Genomic DNA, 22,306 nt, shown 5'->3' with positions numbered 1-22,306 from the left:
GCTGCTCGACATGACGCCCTATGCCCGCCGCGGCGTGCACGGCCAGACCGTGGAAGCCCTCGCCCGCCGCATCCTGGGCGGCGGCATCCCCGAGGGGGCCACGCTGGACCTGGTGGCGCTGCAGAGCGAGCTGGACGTGAGCCTCACCGCCCTGCGCGAGTCCCTCAAGGTGCTCGCGGCCAAGGGGATGGTCGACGCCCGGCAGAAACGCGGCACCTTCGTCCGCTCCCGCGCCGACTGGAACCTGCTCGACGCCGACGTGCTGCGCTGGCAGTTCGAGGGCGGCCGCCCGGGCGGCGCGGACCAGGCGCTGCTGCGGGACCTCGGCGAGGTACGCGCCATCATCGAACCGGCCGCCGTACGCCTCGCCGCCTCGCGCCGCACCGACGCCGACCTCGCCGCACTGGACGGCGCGCTGGCGGCGATGGGAGAGGAGGAGGCCGGTGCCGCGCACGCCGTCGAGGCCGACCTCGCGTTTCACCGCGCCCTGCTCGCCGCCACGCACAACGAACTCCTCGAACGCATGGAGATGGTGATCGAGTCCGGCCTCGCCCACCGCGACCGCATCGTGCACAACTCCCCGCACGGCGAGGACCCGGTCCCGGCCCACCGCGCCGTCCTGGATGCCGTGCGCGACCAGGACCCGCGGGCCGCCGAGGCCGCCATGAGAGCCCTGCTCGACCAGGCCGGCCGCGATCTGGACCGCGTCGGCGAATCCGACCCGACGGAAGGCGCCCGCTCTCAGTGAAGATCACCCGCATCGAGACGTTCCTGGTCCCGCCCCGCTGGCTGTTCTGCCGTGTCGAGACCGACGAGGGCGTGGTCGGCTGGGGCGAACCCGTCGTCGAGGGACGCGCCGAGGCCGTCCGCGCCGCCGTCGACGTCCTGGCCGAGTACCTCGTCGGACAGGACCCGCTGCGCATCCAGGACCACTGGCAGGTGCTCACCAAGGGCGGCTTCTACCGCGGCGGGCCCGTCCTCTCCAGTGCCGTCGCGGGCCTGGACCAGGCCCTGTGGGACATCGCCGGCAAGACGTACGGGGCACCGGTGCACGCCCTGCTGGGCGGCCCGGTCCGTGACCGCGTCCGGGTCTACGCCTGGGTCGGCGGCGACGAACCCGCCGAACTGACCGAGCAGATATCCGCCCAGGTCGAGGCCGGTTTCACCGCGGTGAAGATGAACGCCGCCGGAGCGACTTCACCGATCACCACGCCCGCCGAGACCGCGGCCGTCGTCGCCCGGGTGGCCGCCGCCCGCGACAGCCTCGGCCCCGACCGCGACGTGGCCGTCGACTTCCACGGCCGCTTCACCGCCGCGAGCGCCCGCCGCGTCCTCGCCGAACTCGCGCCGCTGCACCCGCTGTTCGTGGAGGAACCCGTCGTCCCCGAGCAGGGGCATCTGCTGGGCGGGCTCGCCGTGTCCACCCCGATCCCGCTCGCCACCGGTGAACGCCTCTATGGGCGGGCCGAGTTCCTGCCCGTCCTCGCCGCGGGGGTCGCCGTCGTCCAGCCCGACCTGTCCCACGCGGGCGGCATCTCGGAGGTGCACCGCATCGCCTCCCTCGCGGAGACCTACGGCGCCCAGCTCGCCCCGCACTGCCCGCTCGGCCCGATCGCGCTGGCGGCCAGTCTGCAAGTCGCCTTCGCCACGCCGAACTTCCTCATCCAGGAGCAGAGCCGCGGCATCCACTACAACAAGGACGCCGACCTGCTGTCCTACCTGGTCGACCCGGAGCCGTTCCGTTTCGTCGCGGGCCACGCCGTGCGCGGCGACCTCCCCGGCCTCGGTATCACCGTCGACGAGGCCGCGGTCCGCGCCGCCGACCGGACCGGCCACACCTGGCGCAACCCGGTCTGGCGGCACCCCGACGGCTCCTTCGCGGAGTGGTGAGCGTGCCGCTCGACATTGTCACCGACCTTGCTCACGGCGGCCGTTGGACCTCGCTGCGGGCGTCGGGACGTGAGTGGCTGTGGCGGCGGGAGGCGCCCGAGCGGAACGGTGTCCGTCCCGGCGCGCCCTTCGTCGACGCGGGCGGACTGGAGGAGTGCCTTCCCACCGTGCGCGGCACACCGGACCACGGGGACGTCTGGTCGAGGGCGTGGGCGCGGGTCGGGGACCGGGACGTCGTCCACGGTGACCGCTTCCGCCTTGCCCGCACCCTCCGGGCGACGGAGGACGGAGCCGAGGTGGACTACGAGCTGACGGCCGAACCGGGCTTCCCTTTCGTGTGGGCCGCACACGCCCTGCTCGATCTCTCCGGCCGCGCGAGCCTGCACCTGACAGCGGGAGCGCCCACGCGTCTGTTCCCGGAGGCCGCGCCGCTCCTCGCGGGGGAGTGGCCGCCCGACGCCCCCTGGGTGGAAGGAAAGTGGCCCGCTCCCCGAGGTCTGCGGCTGGACCGGTTCGGCCCGGACGACGGCACCGCGGTCGGAGCGGTCGTGGACGCGCCGCACGCCTGCGTCCACGACGGCCCGGACCGCCTGTCGTTCGCCCTGGAAGCCGACGGGCAGCCCCTGTCGGTGGCCCTGTGGCGCAACCTGGGGGGCTTTCCCGACGGACGTCCCTACCGCAGCACCGGCGTCGAGCCGATGCTCGGCCGTGTCTTCGACCTCGCTTCCGCGGGTCCGGGTGACGCGGCCCGGGTACCCGCGTCGGGAGCGGTGCGCTGGCGACTGACGGTGGCCCCGTACTGCCGTTGCAGGTGAACCGAGCCGAAGCGACAGGAATCGAGCAGCAACGATCTGAATCACCGTGAATCGATCTGAGTCGACCTGAACAACGCACAACGCATGCCGCACAACGCACACCGCACACCGCACGACAAGGAGCCTGTCCATGGATCTTCGAGCCGCTCTGACCACCCACCGGCTGGTCGCGATCGTGCGCGGCGGCGACCCCGAGGCCGCCCTGCGCACGGTACTGACGCTCGCCGACGAGGGGATCGAGCTGATCGAGGTGTCCCTGAGCGGCAAGGAGGCCCTGTCCGTCATCGAACGGGCCCGGGAGGAACTCGGACCCGACCGTCCGCTCGGCGCCGGTACGGTCCTCACCGCCGAGGACGCCCGCGCCGCGCACCGGGCCGGTGCGGACTTCGCCGTCACCCCCGCTCTCGGCGACGGTGTCAGCGCGGCCCGTGACCTGGGTCTGCCGGTGCTCGCCGGGGTGATGACCCCGACGGAGATCCACACCGCGCACACCCTGGGCGCCTGCGCGCTGAAGCTCTTCCCCGCCGCCCAGGCCGGCGGGCCCGCCTATCTCAAGGCCCTGCGCGGCCCCTTCCCGGACGCGGTGTTCGTCCCGGTGGGTGGTGTCGACGAGGAGGCCGCGCGCGCCTACCTGGCCGCCGGGGCCACCGCGGTCGGCGTCGGCTCGCCCCTGGTGGGTGACGCCGCGGACGGCGGAAGCCTGGACACACTGCGCGAACGCGCCCGCGCCTATCTCGGTCTCACGCGCGGAGCCACGTCGTGACCCCGCCGGGCGACATCGCCGGGGCGTCGGACGTGCGGTGCCTGCGCCCGGACCGACTCGAACTCGGCGAGGGCATCCGCTGGACCGATCGCGGCGTGGTGCTGGTGGACATCCTGGCCGGCCGCCTCCTCGCCGCGGACGGTGATCCGGGCGATCCGCTCCGGGAACTGGCCCGACTCCCTCATCCGCTCGGCGCGGTGGCCCCGGTGGCCGGAACGTCCGACACCTGGGTCGCGGCTGCCGGCACCGGGTTCTGCCTTCTCACCCCGGGAGAGGCGCCGCGCCCGCTGGCCCGCCCCGAGGAGGACGCCGTCCGGCCCCTGCGCATGAACGACGCCACGGCCGATCCGTCCGGCCGGTTCTGGGCGGGCAGCATGTCCTACGACGCCGACCCGGACGCCGGATCCCTCTACCGGCTCGACCACGACGGCACGGCGGTCCGCGTCCTGGACGGCATCACCGTGCCCAACGGTCCCGCGTTCACGGCGGACGGTGACGTCATGTACCTGGCCGACAGCGCGCGGGGAGTCGTCCGACGCCACTTCGTCGATCCGGTCACGGCCGCCGTCGGTTCCTCCGAGGTGTTCGTCACCGTCGACGACGGCAGTCCCGACGGGATGGTGGTCGATGTCGAGGGCGCCGTGTGGATCGCCGTCTGGGGCACGGGAACCGTACGCCGGTACCTGCCGGACGGGCGCCTCGACCGCACCGTCCGGCTGCCGGCGCGACAGCCCGCCGGCGTCTGCCTCCAGGGGGACCTGCTGCACATCACCACGGCACGCGTGGGCCTCGCGCATCCGGGCGCCGACGACGGCGCGTTGTTCACCGTCCGCGTCGACGTGCCGGGCCGGATCGCCTCGGCGTATGTCGTCCAGGAGCCCGTTCCGTCCCTCCGGGAGGCGTCGTGAACCAGGTCCGGATGCCCGCGGCGGGCCCTGTGGTGTGCATCGGAGAGACCATGGCCGCCCTGGCCCCCGCCCCGGACGGGTCCCTGGAGACGGCCGAGAGCCTGCGCCTCTCGGTGGCCGGAGCGGAGTCGAACGTCGCCATGTACCTCGCGGACCTCGATGTCCCCGCCTCCTGGCGATCGGCCGTGGGGGACGACGCGTTGGGGCGGCGCGTGCTCGCGGCGGTCGGTGCTGCCGGCGTCGACGTGAGCGACGTACGCCGGGATCCGGAACGGCCCACGGGCCTGATGGTCAAGGAACCGGCCGGTTCCGGCACCCGCGTCCACTACTACCGCGGCGGATCGGCCGCCTCGGCCATGGGCCCGGACGTCCTCGACGGCGACACCGTGCGGTCGGCCGCCGTCGTCCATCTCACCGGCGTGACGGCGGCGTTGTCCCCGTCGTGCCGGAGCCTGGTGACGAGGGCCCTCACCCCGCCCCCGGACGGCCGACGGCCCACCGTCAGTTTCGATGTCAACCACCGAGCCGCCCTCTGGCCGCCGGGAACCGCCGCGCAGGTGCTGCACGACCTCGCGAACCGTGCCGACATCACGTTCGTCGGCCTCGACGAGGCACAGGATCTGTGGGGCGCCGACCTCGCCACGGACGACGTCCGCAAGCTCCTTCCTCGCCCGGGTCTTCTCGTCGTCAAGGACGGCGGGCGGGAGGCCACCGCGTTCTCCGAGGGCGGCTCGTGGACCGTGCGCGCACTGCGGACCGAGGTGGTGGAGGCCGTCGGCGCCGGTGATGCCTTCGCCGCGGGCTTCCTGGCCGGTCTGCTCCGCGACGGGGACGTTCCGCGCGCGCTGCGCCTCGGCCACATCACGGCGGGCTCGGCGCTCACGGTGACCGCGGACCGGGGCCCGCTGCCGGACGCCGCCACGATCCGCCGGCTTCTCGCCATGACACCGGGGGAGTGGGAGGTCCTGGCGGCGCAGGGCCTCCCACCCGCCGGCCCTGGAGGAGACGGAACGACCTGACCGCGCCTCGGTGTCGGGCCGTACCCCGCCGAACGGAGACGCCACTCCGAAGCGCTCCGGACGTCAGCCGTTGTCCGCGCCCTCCGGGGCGAGCGCCGAGCGCGCGGGCACGGTGTCGGCGTAGCGGGCCCGCATGCCGTCGCTCGCGGCGGGCCCCGCGGTGAACACGTACGCCTCGCTGTCGTCGAGACGACGGCCGGACCCGGCGTCGACGACCACCGGCTCCACCTCCTCGCCGCTCACGGCGTCGACAAGGATCATGCTGCGCCGCTCACCGCGACCCACCACCTCGAAGGCGACTTCCCCGGCGGCCAGGTGGACCTGCGGTTCCGGTTCACTCTCCGGGACGGGCTCATCGAGCGGCTGGTGATCGCACCCTGACGCACGAGCCCGGCCGCTGGTGCGCCCGATGCGCCGGTCGGCGTCAGCCCGAGAGCCGCGCCGACGCCAGCGCGTGTGCGCGGTCCAGGGCGTCGGCGGCCGGGCAGGCGACGTCCGGCACGACCCCGGTGCCCTCCCAGTTGGTACCGGAGACCGGGTTCGCCGAGCGGCCGACGGGGATGGTCGCCTCCAGGTGCGGGTGCACCGTCCAGCCCTCCCGCGGATGCGCCCCTCCACGCGTGCGCTCACCCACGATCACGGCGCGGCCGAGCTGCTGCAGGTCGTACGCCAGTTCCTCGGCGGCGGAGAACGTGCGCTCGCTGGTCAGGACGTACACCGGCCCGGTGCCACCGAACCGCCTGCCGGGGACGTGCGGCAGACTCCAGGACTGTTCGAAGCGCTCGCCGGCGCGCCAGAACATCGTGTTCAGGTGGGTGCGCTCGTCCAGCAGATGGCTGCAGACGAAGGCGACCGTGTCCGGATCGCCGCCGAGGTTGGCACGCAGGTCCAGGACGAGGGCGCGGGCGTTCGCGGCGAGACTGAGCGCGGCGGTCAGCGGCTCCGCCGCCCACTCCAGCGGAAACAGCGCGGGGGCCAGCTCCACCACGGCCACCCCCGCGTCGAGCAGCTCGACCCGGGGCGCACCCCCCAGCGAGTTGTCGAAGTCGCGGCGCATCGCGGCCAGAGCGGCCGCCCCCTGTTCTTCGGGTACCCGGTCCGCGTGGTACTTCAGACTCAGATGGCGGTCGCCGTTGACGGACTGCAGGTCCGCGGTGACGAGCCGGCCCAGCTCCTCGGCGCTGTCGACGTCGTACGAGCCCTCGGCGAACCGCCGCCGCAGCAGGGACCCCAGCTCCGCGGCGACCTCGGGGAAGACGTAGTGCTCGGTCAGGAGCCGGACGGTCTCGTCGATGACAGGGGCAGGGCTGAGGTGCGTGAGGGTCGTCATGGCGGCGAGTACAGCACCGGGCTTGCGAAAGCGTCAAGACGGTTAGACACTTTTCGCCATGCATGACGAGCCCTCGCACATACGGCCTCCCGAAGAGGTCCAGGAGATCAGCGCGCCCGAGCAGTTCGCCGCGCTCGCCCACCCGTTGCGCCAGCGGCTGCTCTTCGCCCTCGGGCACAGGCCCGCGACCACCAGCCAGCTGGCGGTGCAGCTCGACGCGAGGAAGGGCAACGTGAGCCATCACCTCAAGGTGCTGCGCGAAGCCGGACTGGTCCACGTCGCCGAGACCCGCCAGGTACGCGGCGGAACCGAGCAGTACTACCAGCGCACCGCGCGCCGGATGCTGGTCACGGAACCCCAACCGGCGGGCACCGCGGCCATGTTCGCCGGTGTCGCCCAGGAAGTCGAACGCTCGCCCGCGGAAGTCGGACTGACGCTGCGCCACCTCCGACTCAGTCCGACGCGGGCCCGGCAGTTGGCGGAGACCCTCACCCGACTGGTCGACGAGGCCGAGGAGGACACGGACGATCAGCCGGTGCATGGCGTGCTGGTGACGCTGTACCAGCAGGCCGAAGGGGCCGGCGGAACCGCGACCTCGGGTGGCTGAGACGATGTGTGCCCCAGGGGGAGGGGCGCCGGTGCCGCTGTCCGGTGTCAGGAAGGGCGGCCGGTACCCCCGCCGGGCTCCGTGTCGGGCCCCGGCCCCTCTCCCTCGGGAAGCGGCTGCTCCGTCCAGATCGCCTTGCCCTCCGTGGTGTAGCGGCTGCCCCAGCGTTCGCAGAGGGCGTTGACGAGCTGAAGGCCCCGGCCGCCCTCGTCGGTGTCGGAGGCACGGCGGATGCGGGGCATGGTCAGGCTCGCGTCGGACACCTCGCAGACGAGGGTTCCGCTGCACAGCAGCCGGAGTCCGATGGGCCCCCTGGCGTGCCGGATGACGTTGCCGACGAGTTCGCTGGCCAGCAGCTCCGTGGTCATGACCAGGTCGTCCAGGTCCCACTGCGCGAGCTGCTCCCGGACGTGGCGGCGGGCCTCACCCGCGGCCTCCGGCCCTTCGGGCAGCGCCCAGGAGGCCATCTGGCGGTCCGCCACGCCGTGCACCCGGGCGATGAGCAGCGCGGCGTCGTCCGCGGTGGGCTGACCGCCCGGCAGCAGTCCCACGGTGACGGCGTCGCACACGTCCTCCAGATCGGTGCGCAGGGCGGCCCGGGGGAGCAACTCGGCCAGCTGGGTCATGCCTTGGTCGATCTCGCGGTGCCGTGACTCCACGAGCCCGTCGGTGTAGAGCACCAGAAGACTGTCCGCCGACAGTTTCAGTTCCGTCGTCTCGAACGGCGGGAACGCCGCGCCCAGCGGGGGGTTGGAGGCCACGTCGGGGAAGTGGGCGCTCCCGTCCGGAAGGACGACGAGCGGGGGTGGATGTCCCGCCCGCACTACGGTGCACGAGCCGTCGGTGGAGTCGTACAACGCGTACAGGCAGGTGGCGTAGGAGTGTTCACCGAGGCCGCCGACGATGTCGTTGAGGTGGCCCATGATCTCGTCGGGCGGCAGCTCCAGGGCGGCCAGCGTGTGCAGCGCGGTCCGCACGCGGCCCATCGTCGCCGCCTCGGGCAGTCCGTGCCCCATCACATCGCCGATGACGAGGGCCACCTGCCCCGCCGACAGCGGGATGAGGTCGTACCAGTCGCCGCCCACATCGGCGGTCTGCCCGGCCGGCAGGTACCGGGCCGCAGCCGTCACCTCCGGCAGCACGGGCAGTCTCGGTGGCAGCAGGGCCCGTTGGAGTTCCTGCGAGCGGGTGAGCTCGGCGTCGTACAGCCGTGCCCGCTCCAGGGCGTGCGCCACGAGGGCACTGATGGTGATCAGCAGCGTGCGCTCCTCGGAGCTGAGGCGCCGCGGGGTGTCGAAGGCGATGACGCACACCCCGAAGGTATGGCCGGAAGCCGTCAACGGGAGGAAGGCCCATGCCTCCTTGGTGGTCGGGGGCCGGCCGGCACCCTCGGGGAACGCGGACGCCCATTCCTCGCGGGACGAGTAGAAGAGGGGCTCGCCCGTCAGGACCGCCCGCCCGACCGGATCGGCGGCGGACAGCTCCATGCCCTGCGTGCCGTGCATCTGCCGGAGGAACGTGTCCGGGTAGGCGACCGACCCGATGTGCACGAGCTTGTCGCCCTCTCGGACGAGGACCAGCAGGCCCCCGGCGTCGAACGGCGGCAGCACACGGTGCGCGATCGCGCTCACCACGTCGTGCGAGGTGGTGGCCGCGGCGAGCTGACTGGTCAGTTCCACCGTCCGGCTCGCCCGCTCCGCCGCGCTCCGGATGGCCTCCACCTGTTCGGTCTCACGGCGCCGCGATTCGGTGACGTCGGTGAGGTAGAGGGTGACACCGCCGGGAACCGGGACGAGCCGCAGGTGGTAGCAGAGACCCGTGTCGGCCATCGTGACGTCGAAGCCGAGAGCGACGGACTCCTCGGCCCCGCGCCTGCACCGCTCCGCCACGTCCGGCATGCTGCGCAGCGCGGGCAGGCCCCACAGGTCCCGTCCGACGAGCTGCTCGTCGGGAACACCGAGAACACGCTCGGCCTCCAGATTGGCGAACGTGATGCGCCAGTCGTCGTCCACGGACAGGAACGCGTCGCTCATGTACTGCAGGGCGCGGCTCAGGGTGTGGCGGGTGGAGCGCGACGCGTCGCTCGCCCAGCCCTTGCCGACGATGCGGGCGACCTGCCCCTGGTCGTCGAGGACGACGTGACCGGACGCGCGGGTCCACGTGTAGCTCCCGTCGCCGCCCTGGACCCGGTACTCGGCCTCGAACGGGGTGTGCGTCCGGATACTGCGGTCGGCCGCCGCGAGTGTGCTCGGGAGGTCGTCGGGGTGCACCGCCTTCATCCAGCTCTCGACGCGGGGCACGAAGTCCGCCGGATCGGTGTGATAGACCCTCATGGCCGCCGCGTCCCACAGCAGCTCACCCGTGCGCACGTCCCACTCCCACGAGCCGACGGCAGTGAAGTCGAGGTCGGTGCCGAGCCGGGCCGGCGCCGGCATCCCCTTGAGCCGGCCCATGGTCCAGTCCGCCACCGTGGTGAGGAACGTCCACTGCTCGGGCGTCGGCTCCCGGTTGTCGCCGCTGAGACACGTGATCGCGCCGATGGCGCGCGGCCCGTCGACCAGCGGAACGGAGAACCAGCCGGACCGTGACAGCAGCGGCGCCGCCGACTCCACGAGGTCCGCGGGGACCGCGCCCCGCCATACGGGTTCGCAGGACCGCACGGCACTCGCGGTGGCGGTGGGTCCGTTCTGGTCGACGATCTCCCAGGCCCGCGTCAGCGACGCCGGCAGCCCCGCGGAGGAGACGAGACGCAGGGCCGACATCGGGCCCCGCAGATAGACGGCCCCGCCGACGCACCCCAGCTCCGCCATGGAGTGCTGAAGGGCGAGCCGGAAGACCTCGGTTTCCGTGATGCCGTCGTCAGCGGTGTCGAGTACGTCCAGCCGCCTGATCACAGACCCAATATAGGGCGCAATGCGGGTAATGACATTGTCTGTCCATCGGACTGCCTGTCGATGAGCGGCAGCCACACGATGAGGGCGCCTCGGGGAGTCGACCGCCTCGAACCCGGGCGAGGACGCCCGGCGCCGCGCCACGGGACGGCGCAATCCGTGCGTGTCGCCATGATGATCGCTTTTGGTGGTGCAACGCAGAATCACCGCCTTCGAAGGGACCCACCCATGCGCATCCGCACGGCACTCGCCCTCCCCGCCGTAGCCGTCGTCGCCCTGGTCGGCCTGGCCGGAACCGCCGCCGCCGACGGTGACGCCGGAAACGGCAACGGCGACGGCACCACCGCCACCCAGACCATCACGGACAACACCCTCAGCGGCCTGGGCATCCCCGGACACGTCTTCAGCGTCGGCAACACCGGCCTGGAGCAGAACCCGGTCACCATCACGTTCGCGAGCATCGACTAGTCCGTTCGGTCGACAGCGTCACCCGCCGCCGACAGCCGCTGCCGTCGGCGCTCGGCTCCCGAGCCGCCACGTCCGGCGCACCGGACGGAAAGGCCGGCGTCCCGGTGACCACCTTCCCGGGGCGCCGACCCTTGGCTCCAGCCCCTCACCGAGGAGCCGTCACCGTACGACTCCCGGGTTGCGGGCCCCCGCAGGCGCCCCCACGCTGACCTGGACGCCCACGTGATCACCGATCCCGGCCCGGCAGCGGTGGCCCCGCCTCACCCGGGCCTCGCGACGATCCGCCCACGGGAGCACGGGGGCGTCGGTCCCCACGAAGCGAGGGCGGTGGCACACAGGTGAACGCCGGACCGCGCCGTTCGCACCGGCAGCAGGACGCGCCCGGCACGGCCCGCGGTGGACGCCGGATGCGCTCCGTCGTCCTCGGGAACCGTTCCGCGCGCGGAGCGCGCTCCGTGGCCCGGGCCCGCAGCGCCGGCGCGACCGCGGGCTCCGGCGGCGGAGGCGGCGACGGCACGGCGGTGGGCCACGGACTCCGGGTGGCCGCGGCGTACGCCTGGCGGTTGGTGATCGTCGGTGTGGTCGCCTACGCCGTCTTCTCCCTCCTGGGCCGGCTGCAACTCGTCGCCGTGGCACTCTTCCTCGCGCTGGTCATCACGGCCGTGCTGCGCCCTCTCGCCGACCTGCTGGCCCGTCACATGCCCCGGACCCCCGCCGTGGTGCTCAGCATCGGCGGCAGCGTGCTGCTCGTCCTCGGCCTGCTGGCACTGGTCGGCAGGCTCGTGGCGGGAGAGTCGGGGCGCCTGGGGAGCGAGTTCGCGGGGGGACTGGGACGTATCGAGCGGTGGCTGGAGGGCTCTCCCTTCCATGTGAGTCACGCGGTCCTGTCCAACCTCCAGGACAAGGTCGCCCATCTCGTCTCCGAGAACCGGTCGGTGCTGATCAGCAGCGCGCTCAGCGGCGTCGGCCGTGCGGTCGAGGTCATCACCGGGCTGGTGCTCGCCCTGTTCTGCTCACTGTTCTTCATCCGCTCCGGTGACAGGTTCTGGCGCTGGTTCAAGGACCTGATCCCGCAGAGCGCCCGCGACCCCTGGGACCGGGCGGGCCGCGCGGCCTGGCGGTCCTTCGCCGGATACACGCGCGGCATCATCATCGTGGCCGCGACCAACGCCGTGCTCGTCGGGATCGCGCTGTACGCGCTGGGGGTCCCCCTCGCGCTGCCGCTCACCCTGCTGGAGTTCTTCGCGGCCTTCATCCCCTTGGTGGGTTCTCCCGTCGCGCTCGGCGTGGCCACCGTCGTCGCCCTGGCCACCAAGGGGCCGGTCGTGGCGATCGTGGTGCTCTGCCTGATCGTCGTGATCGGCCAGCTGGAGGGGCACGTACTCCACCCGCTCGTCCTGAGCTGGGCGGTCCGCCTGCACCCCGTGGTCGTCGCGGTCTCCGTCATCGGCGGGAGCATCCTCGCCGGTGTCATCGGCGCCGTCGTGGCCGTGCCGATGGTGTCGGTCGCGTGGTCCGTGATCAGTGAACTCCGCAGACCGCCCGAGCCGGCGGGCCGCTCACCGGACGGCCCGCCCGCGCCGCTCTGACACCGGCGGCGTCAGAGCGGCCGCGCCCGGCATGCCCTGATCGTCAATCCGCCCAGCCGAGCGACGAGTAGACGCTCCCGGCGGCGATGGCGGTGAGTGCCGTACGGGTGTACGCGACCAGGTCGTCCGGGAGTGCGTCCAGGGGCCACCACCGCCATGCGGTGCACCGGTCGGGTTCCAGGACCTGCGGTTCGCCGCTCCAGCGGGCGGCGGCGAAGAACAGCTGCACCCGCGGGAAGGGGCTCCCGGGGTTGCACATGTCCACGGTGTGGACCAGGGAGAGCGCGTCGGCCTCGACGGCGATCCCGGTCTCCTCCGCCGTCTCCCGCACCATGCAGGCGAGCGCCGACTCGCCGGGCTCCCGGTGCCCGGCCGGCACGTGCCACGTCGAGGGGGCGTACGCGCTGTCCGGATGCCGTCTGCCGAGCAGCACCGCACCGTCCCGTACGAGGACCAGGTGGGCGCCGACGATGCTGCGGGCGCGGACCGCGCCCCCCTCCCGGACCCGCAGGGTCTGCGGCACTCCGCCCGCGTCGAGGCGGGGGCGCGGGTCCCTCACGTGTTCGCGGAGCACGGCCGCCGTGCCGGGATCCATCGTCATGTGCGCTGTCTCGGCGATGTTCGTCCAGCGCAACTGGATGCCCTCGTGGAGGGGGATCTCGTGGGCGGGCCTGTTCAGCGTGCCCACATGGACGAGACAGCGGTCGGTCAGTGTGCCGTCGACGTCGAAGGTGTCGACGACGAGGAAGGGGGCGAGATCCGGGACGGTGAGACCGGTCTCTTCGAGGAGTTCGCGGGCGATCCCCTCGGCGGGTGACTCGCCGGGCTCCGTGCCGCCGCCCAGCAGACCCCATTGACCGGGCCGCCAGATGGGCTTGTGCGCGTCACGGAGGTGCAGGAGGTACCGCCCGGAGTCGTCGACGAGGAGGGCCGAGGTGCCGTGGTGCTCGGTGGCGGGCCGGGGGTGCGGGGACGGCATGGCGTCCAGGCCGGTCATACGGGGTCCTTTCGGCGGGGAGTGGGGGACGAGGGCGTGCGGGCCGGGCCGGTCAGCGTTCCTGGGAGAGGCGCAGGAGATCGGCGAAGGTGCCGCCGGCGTGGACGAGATCGTCGTAGGTGCCCTGTTCGGTGAGGCGGCCCTTCTCCATGACGACGACGTGGTCGGCGATCCGGGTGTTCTCCAGGCGGTGCGTGACGACGATGGTGATGCGGTCGGCAGCGATGGTCTTGATCCTCTCGAAGATGCCGTGCTCGCCCCGCGGGTCCATCTGGGAGGTGGGTTCGTCGAGGATGAGCAGCGCGGGCCGCCGGTACAGGGCCCGGGAGCAGGCGAGGCGTTGCCACTGTCCGCCGGAGAGTTCGGCGCCGCCGAAGATCTCCCGGGCGAGGAGCGTGTCGAGTCCGGCGGGAAGATCCTCGATCGCCTCGCGCATGCCGACCGCCTCGACCGCCTCCCACACGTGCTCGTCGTCGGACGACCGGGGTTGCCCCAGGGTCACGTTCTCGCGTGCCCGCAACGGCCACTGGGCGAAGATCTGCGGTACGAGCCCGGTGTGGTTCCAGACGGTGGCGGGGTCGGCGTCCGCCAGGTCGGTGCCGTTCCAGGAGATGCGGCCCTTGTCCGCCAGGTAGATGCCGGTGATCAGCCGGGTCAGGGTGCTCTTGCCGGAGCCGTTGACGCCCACGACGGCGAGGATGTCACCGCGCCGGAGGGTCAGGGAGACCCCGTCGACGGCCGGTTCGGACTTGCCCGGATACGTGTAGCCGACCTCGTCCAGACGGATCTCCTCCACCGGCGCCCCGACGACCGCTCGGCCGCGCCGGGGCGCACGTGCCGCCGCGTCGTCGAAGAAGGCCTGCATGTCGCCGAGGTAGAGGCTGGTGTGGAACACGGCGGCACCGTTGACGACCACCTGGGACAGCGCGGCGAGCGTCGTCTGGACGGCGACGACCGCTGTGGCGGCGACGGCCGGTTCGATCCGCCCGGTCACCGCCAGCCAGGCGAGCACGCCCCAGGCCGCGGCGAGGAACGTGCCGCCCGCGAGCGAGGAGAGCAAGGAGATTCGCAGGGTGCGCGGCGCGGCGGCGAGCGTGCGCCCGTCGACCCGCTCGGAGAGCGCCCGGTACCAGTGGACGAGGTAGTCGGTCATGCCGTTGGCCCGGACCTCGTCACCGTACTTCGGTGTCGTCGCCCACCAGCGCGTCATTCCGCGTACGTTGCGGTCGGCGACGTTCGCGTAGTGCGTCTCGTAGTCGACCCGGGCCGTGAGGACCGCGCCGATACCAGCCGGGGCGACGGCCAGCAGGAGCAGGGGAAGCATCCGGGGATCGAGCACGGACAGCACCCCGCCCGCGGTGACCATTCTGATCAGGGCGGACAGGAAGCGCTGGGCGTCCGTCACCATCACGGTGGTGCGGATCACCCCCATCTCCGCGGCCTCCTGGCGGTCGGAGAAGCCGTCCACCGCGTAGGCCGCGGCTTCGACCCGGCAGACCGCCTCGACGAGCGCGGTGTCGGTGGCCGTCGTCAGTCCGGGCGTGACGCGCCGTTCCGCGTACGCGGCGACCGCCACGGCCAGCCGGGCCACCGCACTGGCGCCGGCGACGACCGCGAGCGCGGGGAGCGCCGTCCCCAGCCGGTCGGCGACCGCACCCGTGCCGAGGAGGGGAACCATGGCCTTCGCGGTCGCCGTCAGCAGTACGGCCGCGCTGGCACCGGTGGCCAACTGGCAGGCGAGGATGAGGAGTACGGCGCGGCGGTCGATTCCCCAGGCCATCGCGGTGATCCGTCGCAGGACGCGGGGGAGTTGCGAGCAGAGGGACCGGAAACCGACCTCACCGAGCGGATTGACGGAGTAGTGCCCGGAGTAGGTGATCTCGGCGGGCTGCGGTGGCGGCGGTGGCGAGGCTGCTGTGGTGGAACGGGAAGCAGAGGTCAACTGGACGTCTCCTCGGGCGATTTGATGCGGTGAGGGCTGCTTTCAGGGGACTCAACGACACGTGCCGCGATATCGAACACACGTGTTTCGGCCGCATCGGATTCCGTGCGGGACGGGGAGGCCGGACAGGGCGGGCCGGGATACCGGGGCCGGTCCGCACCCGCGGCTGGCCGAATCGCCGTGGCTGATGCTGGAGTGACGGGTGGGACCTGCGACGCGGCGGGCGCGCCAACGGCGGGACGGGACGGCGCGTGGCCGGGGCGCGGAAGCCCGCCCCGCCGCGGAAGCCGCCACGGCGCTACCGAAGAGGCGGGGAGCTGCAGACGTGACCCAGGACTACGGAAGTGACATCGGACGACAGAAGTCACGCCGGAGTACAGTTGAGGATCCGGCAGCTGATCGCCGCCCCGCGTCACGGGGCGCCGCCCGCCCGAACCACGAGGTCGCCATGCAGCCAACGGAAGCCGCCTCGGACGGACACGCCGAGGTACGTATCACCGCGGCCTCCCCGGAGGTCGCCCGCCGAGTGGCGGAAGTGCTGCGGCACTGCTTCGCCGCCACCGAACAGCGCAGCTACCCCGCGAGTGCCGAGGGCGGTACCCGCCTCCTCCTCACGGTGGACACCGACCGCGCGGCGGAACCGGCACGTTCCTGGCTGGAGTCCAGCCGCTCCCCGGCCGGGCGCTCCGACCGGAGATGAGCGGACCCCGGCGAAGGTCCGTTCCGGCCTGTCCGGGAGTAGCGTTGAGGCATCGGGAGCATTTCGCGCACCGGCCCCGATGCCGGTGTCGTTCCTGGTGAGTCACGACACCGGGCGTCCGCGCACGAGCGGCGGTCCGGGGACGGGTCCCGCACGATGTCCACGACCACAGACCAGCCCCCGCCGAGCGCCGTGCCCTTCAGGTCCCCGACCACACGCCTCGCCCTGAAGCCCGTCGCCCCGAGCCCGACGGCCGGACCCGCGGGTCTGGACGGGGCCTGGTGGCCCCGGTCGCGTGACCTGGCCCACGAACTCACCGCCCTGGCCGACGTGCTCGACCCCCTCTGGGGGCGCATCACACGCATCGCCGTCAACCCTCTCCAGTGGCCGATCATCCCGCGCAGGATCGTGGTGAACGGCCATGTGGTGAAGGTCGATTGGTTCACCTCGCCGTTCGAGCAGCACAAGATCCTGCTGCTGTCGTACACGGCGGGCCGCTGGGACCTCCTCGTGATCCCTCCGGAGACGGACGCCGTCGCGGCGGCCCGGCTGATGACCGCCGCGACCGCGGTCTCCGTGCCGGCGCCGACCGCATCCGACCTGATGGCCGTGGACGGGGAAGGCCGGCCTTCCCCGTCGCACGGATACGACGAGGACCGGCCCGCGCCACTGGTGGCGGGGAGATGACGCCCGCCGCCACCGATCCGCCGGGGTGGGCGGGTCCGTCGTGGGTCCGCCTCCCGGCCGTTCGTGGGACGGACCGCCGTCGGCCGGTCAGCGGAAGGCGCCCGCCGCCGACATGAGAGGTCCGGCCGCGTCCTCGGTCGCGTTCGGTGGTACGACGAGCAGGTCCCAGCGCCCCTCTCCGGGAGCGACGAGGACGATGGTGTGGGGGTCGGACGTCGTCGCGTTCGTGGTCAGTCGTACGACCTGGTTGACGACGAGGATGCGGCCGGGCAGCGCGGACCATGCGCCGCCGTTGACCGTGACACTGCTGATGTGTCCCCATGCGCTCGGCAACCCGGCGAGCAGGTGAGGGAGTTCGGTGAGCAGGTCGTCGGAGTGCGGCCACCATGCCCCGTCGATGGCTCGGGGCAGCCCGCCGTGCGGCGCGAGCCGCAGGCGGAGGGGCGGGCGCTCGGGAAGCGGGGGCTGTACTGCGGTGGTCATTCTGGCTCCAGCCGACGGACCTGCGCGGAAAGGCAGTTGTGTTCAGAGGCGGCGTGCGGTGACACGCTCCGTGGTCGGCCAGTGCACCTCGGACACCCAGCCGAGCCGTTCGAGAAGGCGGATGACGGCAGCCGACGGGTCGATCTGACCGCGGTCCACGCCGTGGCGGGCGCTCGTCGGATCCGCGTGGTGCATGTTGTGCCAGCTCTCGCCGAACGACAGCAGGGCCAGCGGCCACAGGTTGGTGGCCCGGTCGTGGCGCCGCGTCCGGAACGGGCGTTCACCGATCAGATGGCACAGCGAGTTGACGCTCCAGGTGACGTGGTGCAGCAGCGTGATCCGGACGAGTCCCGCCCACAGGAGGGCGGTCACGCCGTACACCCAGCTGCCGCCGATCGCCCAGCCCAGACCGAACGGCAGGGCGAGGGTGAGGGCGCACAGAGCGGGGAAGGCCCGGGAGACGGCGCGCATGTCGCGGTCGGCGAGCAGGTCGGGGGCGTATCGCTCGGCCGGTGTCCGTTCGTTGCGGAACAGCCAGCCGACGTGCGCGTGGAACAACCCGCGCAGCTGGCCGCGCAGATGGGTGCCGTAGCGGTACGGGGAGTGCGGGTCCCCGGGGCGGTCCGTGAACGCGTGATGCCGGCGGTGGGTCGCGACCCAGCCGATGACGTCGCCCTGGAAGCTCATCGACCCGGCGACCGCGAGCGCGACGCGCACCGGACGCACGGCTCGGTAACCGCCGTGGGTGAGGCCGCGGTGGAAGCCGACGGTGACGCCGAGGCCGGTGACGACGTAGAGGACGGCGGCGAGAACGACGTCGGCGGGATGGATGAGCCGTCCCCACAGCAGCCATCCAGCCAGGCCGAGAGCGACGAACGGCAGCACCACGATCACCGCGGTCACCGTGACGTAGAGCCGCTCCCCGCCGTGACGGGGCGAACCCGGATCACCGACCGGGAAGGGCGAGGTGCCGTCGTAGACCGCGGGCGGTGATGCGTCGTCCGGCGGTCCATCTCGGGGTGAGGGGGTGGACGTGAGCGCCATGGGGAACTCCTCGGCCTCGGTGCGGCTGGCGCGGCCGGGGTCAGGGGCTGCCCCTGTGACGGGAATCGTGGGAAACGGATCCGGGCGGGACAGCGACACGTGAGGAGTCCTCGCTCCTTCACCGTACTCCCGTGCGGTGGACATCGGGGCGCGGCCCCTCGCACGACCGTGGTCGGTGACGGGCGCGGAGTACTGTCAACTGTACCGAGGGCACTTCGTGCACCGGCTTCCATGCAGGGTCGTCTTCGGCGAGACACGAATCCCGGGCAACTGACAAGTGGCCCGGAGACAGGCCCGCATCATGTCGGCGACCTTGTCCACCCTGCCCTCCGCCGAGTCCGTCGAGCCTCCGGCCGCGCGGCTCGCTCTCAAGACCGAAGGCGGCGCCCGCGGACTCCTGGACGGTGCCTGGTGGCCCCGTTCCCGGGATCTCCTGACCGAACTGCCCGAGCTGACCCAGGTACTTGACTCCCGGTGGGGCCGCATCACCCGGGTCGCGGTCAATCCGCAGTACTGGCCCGTCATCCCGCACAAGGTTCCCGTGAACGGCCATGTCGTCAAGGTCGGTTGGTTCACGCCGGAGATCGACGCCCACAAGTTGCTCCTGCTCTCCTACGGCACCGGCCGCTGGGATCTCCTGATCATCCCGCCCGAGACCGACGCGGAGTCGGCGGCCTGGCTGATGGCAGCCGCGTCCGACCGTGACGGTCCGCCGTTGACCGCCAGTGCTCTCGTCGAGGCGTGCAGGGACCGGCCGGGTGTGGCCACGACCGAGGGGATGCCGAGCCCGGCCGAAGCGTGGGACGAGGACGGCGGAGCGTCGGCAAGGCCGTCGGCCGTTCCCGCGCAGACCGGCCTCGTCGACCACGCGCCGACCGGTGCCGAACCGGCAGGCGTGGACGCTCGTCCCGGTCGCCTGATCGTCGGACTCTGACGAGAGCCCCGTGCCTCTGCTGCCGGCTGACCGGCCACAACCGACCGGTCCGGTCAAGACCCTGACCGAGCCGAACCTGCGGCATCCTCAGCCGACACCGACGGGATCGGCTGAGGACGGCGGTTCAGGAAGCCTCCACCGCCGCCTTGATGCGCTGCCCGAACGCCGGAGCGTCCTTGCGGGCCGCGCCGAGCGCGAAGCCGACGAGAAGCTTGCCGATGCCGTGGCCGTTGAGCACGTTGTAGATCCGGACGCGGGTCGTGCCGGCGCCGGTGGACTCGAGGTCGTAGCCGCCCTCGTCCGCCGTCACGGAGTTCTTCGAGATCTCCGTCCAGCGGATCAGGTGGGGCGGCTCGAACTCGGTGATCCGGAACCTGCGCGCCGACTTCATGCCGGCGTCCTTCACCGCGCTGGTGAAGATCGTGCCCACGGCCGTCGGGCCCTCGGGCGTCTTCGTGATCTCCTGCACCCGGGGGCTGAACTTGGGGTCGTTCGTGCCGGCGGCGAGAAAGGCGAACACCTCCTCGACGGGACGGTTGACCTCGGTTGTCGCCTCGAACTGACCGGACACGATTCCTCCTGCGCTGCGATCACGAACGCCGCTGGGTACGCGGGCGGGCCGCGCACCTCCAGACTATGGGCCCTGCGCGCCCCCGTCGCGTCAACCAGAGCCCCTTCGCAACGCGACCGACACGTGGGCCGGTCCCCGGGCGGTCGCGGTCACCGGCGGGTCAGCGGTCCAGCGACTCGGTCAGGCGCACGGTGTAGCCGTCCTCCTCCATCAGGACGACGGTGACACCGAAGGGATTGGGGTGGTCCATGTCCATCGGCGTGAAGGCGTAGTCCACGGCGGCCCGGACGGGCGCCACCAGGTCGCCGCCCTCCTGGGGTGCAGGGGGCGCCTTCCACTCGATTCCCACCGTCGTCGCCTCACCCTCGCCCTCCGGGGCGGACAGTTTCTCGTCGTAGGGGAACTGGTGCAGCACGTGGCCCTCAGGGGTGGCGTGGACCATGTTCAGGCACGGGACAGGGCCGGCGCAGGGCAGCCCGCACACGGTGCTGACGTCGCGGGACTCCCACGCGAGGACGACCTCGTCCGCCCCGGCCGCCGCCGCGATGTTCGACAGCGCGGCGATCCCGGTGAGCGCGTCGGCTCCGGGCACGACCGGGCGGAGCCATATCAGCCCGACCAGTTCGCCGCGCACCAGCGGCATGATGACCGGCTTGGGCACCGCGCCCTCGCCCACTCCTGTGCCGTAGGTGCCTTTCATCGAGCTGACCAGCGTGTCCCACGTTCGGCTGTCCACAAAGGCCCCCCTTCTCCTCGCTGCTGTCCTCGATCTCCGCCGACCCTGCCACGCCGGGCGTCGTCGTGTCAGCGCGATGTCCGGCTTGTGCCTCCTTGGGGTGGGACGAGCCGCGGACGGTCGGTCGCCTAGGCTCGATCAGGTGCAGCATGTGGAGATCCTTCAATTGCTGGTGTCCGCCGTCCACCGGTTCGAGGGCCGTCCCCGTGACGGGGCGCCCGCGCTGCCGGACGAGGACCTGGTGACGACGGCGCGGGTACGCGCGGACCTGGGCATCGTCGGTGACCGCTACTTCAATCGTCCGGCCCACCGCAACGCCTCGGTCACGCTCATGGCGGCCGAACGCTTCCCCGAGCGCCTCGACGCGACGGCGGACCTGCGAGCCACCCGGCGCAACGTCCTGCTGAGAGGCGTCGACATCGAGTCGTACATCGGCGCCACCGTGTCCCTGGACAGCGGTACGGGCCCCGTCGTCCTGGCCGTACGCGGCGAGGCGCGGCCCTGCGCGTGGATGGACACGATGTTCGGCCCCGGTGCCCAGCGGGCACTGCGCGGCCGTGCCGGGGTCCGCTGCCGCCCGCTGTCCGACGGGACGCTCACCGTGGGGCCCGCCGTGTTCTCCGTCGTGGAGCCCGCGCCGGACAAGGGGTGAGCGGAGTCTCAGAGTTCCTGGACGAAATACGGCTCCACGGTCATCCAGCCGTTGCCGCGCGCTCCGTAGCGGGTGCCGGTGTCGCTGCGGGCGAGGGTGTACCAGGAGTCGACGTAGTCGGGGTCGTCCGTCCACCAGTCGTCCGGAATCGCGTCCAGCACGGCGTTGACGAGCGGGATGTAGGTGCCCTGGTCCGTGATGGTGAGCAGGGCGGTGGCGATGGCCTTCGCGAGGTCGCGGTAGTTGGTGCTGCCGTCCTCCTCCATCATCACCGCGTCGGCCAGGTCGTACTTGTAGTTCGACCAGTTGACCAGGATCTGGTTCGGCCGGTAGACGGTCCCGTCGTCGTCGAGGTACGGCATGTCGACGGGGTCGACCCGCACCGCGCCGTCCTGTCCGAAGCCGGTGACGAGGGTGTAGATCTCGGCGTCGCCCTTCGCCCAGGGCTCTTCGTCGTCCGAGAGTTCCACCGCCGTGATCCGGCTGGTCCAGAAGCCCCCTCCGGCCGTCCGGGCGCCCGCCGCGTGGCCGACCCGTGGCTGCGCGTCCGGGGCCGTGGAGCGCAGTCCGTACCGGTTGAGCCGGTCGCTGAGGACGTCGAGGCCGGCGGCCAGCGCCGCGGAGCCGTCGATGTCGACGACGTACACCGGGCGGGCAGGCGTGTCGTGGGCGTCGAGCGTGTGGGACCGTCCCCGGCTGTCATAGGCGACGAGCGTTCGCGTGTCGTCGTCGGAGGTGGCCGCGGCGACCCACGGTGTCGTCCCGGACCGCAGCGCGGCACGCATGGCGTCGGCGCCCAGGCGCAGCCTGAGCAGCGAACCGGCCGTCGCGTCCAGTCCCTTGGCGGCGGTGATCCGACGGTCGGCAGCCGCGAGCGTGGCCTTGAGCGGACCGGCCTCCCGGGCGGCGAGGGCGGTGACGGGCACCTCGTCGGACGTGAGAGCGGCGCGCTGCAGGCGGGCCCGCCAGGTGGAGTCGGTGAGGGAGCGGGCGATCGCGCGGGCCGCCTGGTCCTGCGCGGCGCTGACGGTGGCGGCGGTCCTGGGCGCGGGGCCCGCGGCGGTCGCCCGGGCGGCGACGGCTGTCTGGCCGGCGGACAGGGCGAGCAGCGTTCCGGCGAGCGCGGCAACGGCGCCGCGCGTGCGGAGTCGACGGGGTCTCACTGGGGCGATCCTCCTGGACGTGGGGGAAGGACGGTCGCGTGCAGCGGAGCGGGTACGGCTGTCGGTGCGGCGAGGACCCGGTCTATGCGGGTAGACCGCCGCCGCCAAGCATGGCGT

General features: G+C 72.5%; 22 protein-coding genes and 1 pseudogene. 13 read left to right on the top strand and 10 right to left on the bottom strand.

Annotation, left to right across the window (positions count from 1 at the left end; translation table 11 throughout):
- The first annotated feature begins 10 nt into the window (after positions 1-10).
- The 6 genes from OG406_RS03465 to OG406_RS03440 all read left to right on the top strand — a co-directional run bounded on the left by OG406_RS03465 (position 11) and on the right by OG406_RS03440 (position 5,395).
- Complete coding sequence (locus OG406_RS03465; protein ID WP_329183868.1) at positions 11-748, top strand: FadR/GntR family transcriptional regulator; 738 nt, start codon at positions 11-13, stop codon at positions 746-748.
- Positions 745-1,890, top strand: a complete 1,146-nt coding sequence (gene dgoD, locus OG406_RS03460; RefSeq protein ID WP_329183866.1) for a galactonate dehydratase — start codon at positions 745-747, stop codon at positions 1,888-1,890. The genes OG406_RS03465 and dgoD overlap by 4 nt, the downstream gene beginning before the upstream one ends.
- On the top strand, positions 1,887-2,705 hold the full coding sequence (locus OG406_RS03455) for a hypothetical protein (RefSeq protein ID WP_329183865.1): 819 nt from the start codon (positions 1,887-1,889) through the stop codon (positions 2,703-2,705). The genes dgoD and OG406_RS03455 overlap by 4 nt, the downstream gene beginning before the upstream one ends.
- A 130-nt stretch (positions 2,706-2,835) precedes the next feature.
- Positions 2,836-3,468, top strand: a complete 633-nt coding sequence (locus tag OG406_RS03450; RefSeq protein ID WP_329183863.1) for a bifunctional 4-hydroxy-2-oxoglutarate aldolase/2-dehydro-3-deoxy-phosphogluconate aldolase — start codon at positions 2,836-2,838, stop codon at positions 3,466-3,468.
- Positions 3,465-4,376, top strand: a complete 912-nt coding sequence (locus tag OG406_RS03445; RefSeq protein ID WP_329183861.1) for an SMP-30/gluconolactonase/LRE family protein — start codon at positions 3,465-3,467, stop codon at positions 4,374-4,376. Before OG406_RS03450 ends, OG406_RS03445 begins: the two co-directional genes overlap by 4 nt.
- A gap of 11 nt (positions 4,377-4,387) precedes the next feature.
- On the top strand, positions 4,388-5,395 hold the full coding sequence (locus OG406_RS03440; RefSeq protein ID WP_329190633.1) for a sugar kinase: 1,008 nt from the start codon (positions 4,388-4,390) through the stop codon (positions 5,393-5,395).
- 63 nt (positions 5,396-5,458) lie between these two features.
- Here OG406_RS03440 and OG406_RS03435 read toward each other — a convergent pair.
- Together OG406_RS03435 and OG406_RS03425 are read right to left on the bottom strand one after the other, a co-directional pair.
- Positions 5,459-5,662, bottom strand: a pseudogene (locus tag OG406_RS03435) (winged helix-turn-helix transcriptional regulator); the annotation flags it as partial.
- Positions 5,663-5,819: 157 nt separating this feature from the next.
- Complete coding sequence (locus OG406_RS03425; RefSeq protein WP_326841485.1) at positions 5,820-6,725, bottom strand: S41 family peptidase; 906 nt, start codon at positions 6,723-6,725, stop codon at positions 5,820-5,822.
- 58 nt (positions 6,726-6,783) lie between these two features.
- Here OG406_RS03425 and OG406_RS03420 point away from each other — a divergent pair, with 58 nt between their 5' ends.
- Positions 6,784-7,332, top strand: a complete 549-nt coding sequence (locus OG406_RS03420; protein ID WP_266618923.1) for an ArsR/SmtB family transcription factor — start codon at positions 6,784-6,786, stop codon at positions 7,330-7,332.
- Between the two features lie 47 nt (positions 7,333-7,379).
- Here the strand turns inward: OG406_RS03420 and OG406_RS03415 are convergent, their stop codons facing one another.
- Complete coding sequence (locus tag OG406_RS03415; RefSeq protein ID WP_329183857.1) at positions 7,380-10,226, bottom strand: SpoIIE family protein phosphatase; 2,847 nt, start codon at positions 10,224-10,226, stop codon at positions 7,380-7,382.
- Positions 10,227-10,451: 225 nt separating this feature from the next.
- Between OG406_RS03415 and OG406_RS03410 the strand changes: the two genes are divergently transcribed.
- Both OG406_RS03410 and OG406_RS03405 read left to right on the top strand, forming a co-directional pair.
- On the top strand, positions 10,452-10,691 hold the full coding sequence (locus tag OG406_RS03410) for a hypothetical protein (protein ID WP_164375371.1): 240 nt from the start codon (positions 10,452-10,454) through the stop codon (positions 10,689-10,691).
- Between the two features lie 338 nt (positions 10,692-11,029).
- Positions 11,030-12,280: an AI-2E family transporter gene (locus OG406_RS03405; protein WP_266850313.1), complete on the top strand. Its 1,251-nt coding sequence runs from the start codon at positions 11,030-11,032 to the stop codon at positions 12,278-12,280.
- A gap of 43 nt (positions 12,281-12,323) precedes the next feature.
- Here OG406_RS03405 and OG406_RS03400 read toward each other — a convergent pair whose 3' ends face one another.
- Positions 12,324-13,277: an NUDIX hydrolase gene (locus OG406_RS03400; RefSeq protein ID WP_266850312.1), complete on the bottom strand. Its 954-nt coding sequence runs from the start codon at positions 13,275-13,277 to the stop codon at positions 12,324-12,326.
- A gap of 52 nt (positions 13,278-13,329) precedes the next feature.
- Positions 13,330-15,219, bottom strand: a complete 1,890-nt coding sequence (locus OG406_RS03395; RefSeq protein ID WP_329183854.1) for an ABC transporter ATP-binding protein — start codon at positions 15,217-15,219, stop codon at positions 13,330-13,332.
- 448 nt (positions 15,220-15,667) lie between these two features.
- Between OG406_RS03395 and OG406_RS03390 the strand changes: the two genes are divergently transcribed.
- Together OG406_RS03390 and OG406_RS03385 are read left to right on the top strand one after the other, a co-directional pair.
- Positions 15,668-15,919, top strand: a complete 252-nt coding sequence (locus OG406_RS03390) for a hypothetical protein (RefSeq protein ID WP_164375374.1) — start codon at positions 15,668-15,670, stop codon at positions 15,917-15,919.
- Between the two features lie 156 nt (positions 15,920-16,075).
- A complete protein-coding gene (locus OG406_RS03385; RefSeq protein ID WP_329183851.1) occupies positions 16,076-16,606 on the top strand; it encodes a DUF5994 family protein in 531 nt (176 codons plus the stop codon).
- Between the two features lie 87 nt (positions 16,607-16,693).
- On the opposite strand, the gene OG406_RS03380 is transcribed toward OG406_RS03385, so the two are convergent.
- Both OG406_RS03380 and OG406_RS03375 read right to left on the bottom strand, forming a co-directional pair.
- Entirely contained in the window at positions 16,694-17,089 is a 396-nt protein-coding gene (locus tag OG406_RS03380) for a DUF5994 family protein (RefSeq protein WP_266850309.1), read from the bottom strand.
- Between the two features lie 42 nt (positions 17,090-17,131).
- On the bottom strand, positions 17,132-18,133 hold the full coding sequence (locus tag OG406_RS03375; RefSeq protein ID WP_329183849.1) for an acyl-CoA desaturase: 1,002 nt from the start codon (positions 18,131-18,133) through the stop codon (positions 17,132-17,134).
- Positions 18,134-18,434: 301 nt separating this feature from the next.
- Here OG406_RS03375 and OG406_RS03370 point away from each other — a divergent pair, with 301 nt between their 5' ends.
- A complete protein-coding gene (locus OG406_RS03370; protein WP_329183848.1) occupies positions 18,435-19,067 on the top strand; it encodes a DUF5994 family protein in 633 nt (210 codons plus the stop codon).
- A 124-nt stretch (positions 19,068-19,191) separates the two neighbouring features.
- Here OG406_RS03370 and OG406_RS03365 read toward each other — a convergent pair whose 3' ends face one another.
- Together OG406_RS03365 and OG406_RS03360 are read right to left on the bottom strand one after the other, a co-directional pair.
- On the bottom strand, positions 19,192-19,638 hold the full coding sequence (locus OG406_RS03365; RefSeq protein ID WP_266850306.1) for an SRPBCC family protein: 447 nt from the start codon (positions 19,636-19,638) through the stop codon (positions 19,192-19,194).
- 160 nt (positions 19,639-19,798) lie between these two features.
- Positions 19,799-20,374, bottom strand: coding sequence for a hypothetical protein (locus tag OG406_RS03360; protein WP_329183845.1), 576 nt, complete (start codon positions 20,372-20,374; stop codon positions 19,799-19,801).
- A 142-nt stretch (positions 20,375-20,516) separates the two neighbouring features.
- On the opposite strand from OG406_RS03360, the gene OG406_RS03355 reads away from it, so the two are divergent.
- On the top strand, positions 20,517-21,026 hold the full coding sequence (locus OG406_RS03355; RefSeq protein WP_329183843.1) for a molybdenum cofactor biosysynthesis protein: 510 nt from the start codon (positions 20,517-20,519) through the stop codon (positions 21,024-21,026).
- Between the two features lie 8 nt (positions 21,027-21,034).
- On the opposite strand, the gene OG406_RS03350 is transcribed toward OG406_RS03355, so the two are convergent.
- On the bottom strand, positions 21,035-22,189 hold the full coding sequence (locus OG406_RS03350; protein WP_329183841.1) for a DUF3103 family protein: 1,155 nt from the start codon (positions 22,187-22,189) through the stop codon (positions 21,035-21,037).
- Between the last annotated feature and the right edge of the window lie 117 nt (positions 22,190-22,306).

The organism is Streptomyces sp. NBC_01428, assembly GCF_036231965.1.
Taxonomy (GTDB): domain Bacteria; phylum Actinomycetota; class Actinomycetes; order Streptomycetales; family Streptomycetaceae; genus Streptomyces.
Note: the sequence above shows the minus strand (reverse complement) of the source record. Positions and strands in the feature narration are given on the sequence as shown.

What these genes read in the sequence shown, in the direction of transcription:
- OG406_RS03465 (WP_329183868.1), top strand. Translation starts at nt 11, where the DNA reads ATGACGCCCTATGCCCGCCGCGGCGTGCACGGCCAGACCGTGGAAGCC.
- OG406_RS03450 (WP_329183863.1), top strand. Translation starts at nt 2,836, where the DNA reads ATGGATCTTCGAGCCGCTCTGACCACCCACCGGCTGGTCGCGATCGTG.
- OG406_RS03440 (WP_329190633.1), top strand. Translation starts at nt 4,388, where the DNA reads ATGCCCGCGGCGGGCCCTGTGGTGTGCATCGGAGAGACCATGGCCGCC.
- OG406_RS03425 (WP_326841485.1), bottom strand. Translation starts at nt 6,725, where the DNA reads ATGACGACCCTCACGCACCTCAGCCCTGCCCCTGTCATCGACGAGACC.
- OG406_RS03420 (WP_266618923.1), top strand. Translation starts at nt 6,784, where the DNA reads ATGCATGACGAGCCCTCGCACATACGGCCTCCCGAAGAGGTCCAGGAG.
- OG406_RS03410 (WP_164375371.1), top strand. Translation starts at nt 10,452, where the DNA reads ATGCGCATCCGCACGGCACTCGCCCTCCCCGCCGTAGCCGTCGTCGCC.
- OG406_RS03400 (WP_266850312.1), bottom strand. Translation starts at nt 13,277, where the DNA reads ATGACCGGCCTGGACGCCATGCCGTCCCCGCACCCCCGGCCCGCCACC.
- OG406_RS03390 (WP_164375374.1), top strand. Translation starts at nt 15,668, where the DNA reads ATGCAGCCAACGGAAGCCGCCTCGGACGGACACGCCGAGGTACGTATC.
- OG406_RS03385 (WP_329183851.1), top strand. Translation starts at nt 16,076, where the DNA reads ATGTCCACGACCACAGACCAGCCCCCGCCGAGCGCCGTGCCCTTCAGG.
- OG406_RS03380 (WP_266850309.1), bottom strand. Translation starts at nt 17,089, where the DNA reads ATGACCACCGCAGTACAGCCCCCGCTTCCCGAGCGCCCGCCCCTCCGC.
- OG406_RS03375 (WP_329183849.1), bottom strand. Translation starts at nt 18,133, where the DNA reads ATGGCGCTCACGTCCACCCCCTCACCCCGAGATGGACCGCCGGACGAC.
- OG406_RS03370 (WP_329183848.1), top strand. Translation starts at nt 18,435, where the DNA reads ATGTCGGCGACCTTGTCCACCCTGCCCTCCGCCGAGTCCGTCGAGCCT.